The following is a 576-nucleotide window of genomic DNA, read 5'->3' on the forward strand; positions in this document are numbered from 1 at the left end:
GATACCGTGTATGAAACGGAAGGAAAGGACATCCTGACTTGCAGCGTCATCCCTTTAACAGATATTGAGATTGAACTGATATAAGCCTTTTGCTAACGAATAATGCCCAGGCCTGAGTATTTTTTTCGGCCATAAAAAAAGCCCGCATCAAGCGGGCTTTTTCTTAGCATGACAAGTCGTAATTACTTGTTTACGATTGCACGGTATTTTTCAACCATTTTAGCTGGTAAGATGTGTATAAGAGACAGGGACAGTCCCCGAGAGCCAGTAAAAAAGATTGGTTGACGTTTCATGCCTATGCAAAAGGCGTTCAGAAGATTCAATCCTTGGCAACCTCTGCCCCTAAAACCTTTCAATACTTTGAGCGTCTCAATCAGAAACTGATAACTCATTTCGAGCATATGGCAAAGTGTGCGGAACAATCGACGTCTTCCCACTTCGTCTTGCCTAAAATGCTGCCTGAGCATTTTGCCATTGATGACATGAAAAAACGTTTTGAATCACCATCGGCTCAAAAAGTTCCTTTAATTCAGTCTTTGTATCATTTGTATTTATATATGTCGTATACCTTTGATG

At 40.6% G+C, this 576-nt stretch carries 1 protein-coding gene; it reads left to right on the top strand.

Features of this window, described 5'->3' with window-relative positions; translation table 11 throughout:
• Positions 1–233: 233 nt before the first annotated feature.
• A partial coding sequence (locus Tanf_RS16685) for a hypothetical protein (protein WP_211346881.1) occupies positions 234–576 on the top strand: 343 nt, incomplete at its 3' end.

Origin of the sequence: Tannerella forsythia, from assembly GCF_001006485.1 — a bacterium.
Taxonomy (GTDB): Bacteria; Bacteroidota; Bacteroidia; order Bacteroidales; family Tannerellaceae; genus Tannerella; species Tannerella forsythia.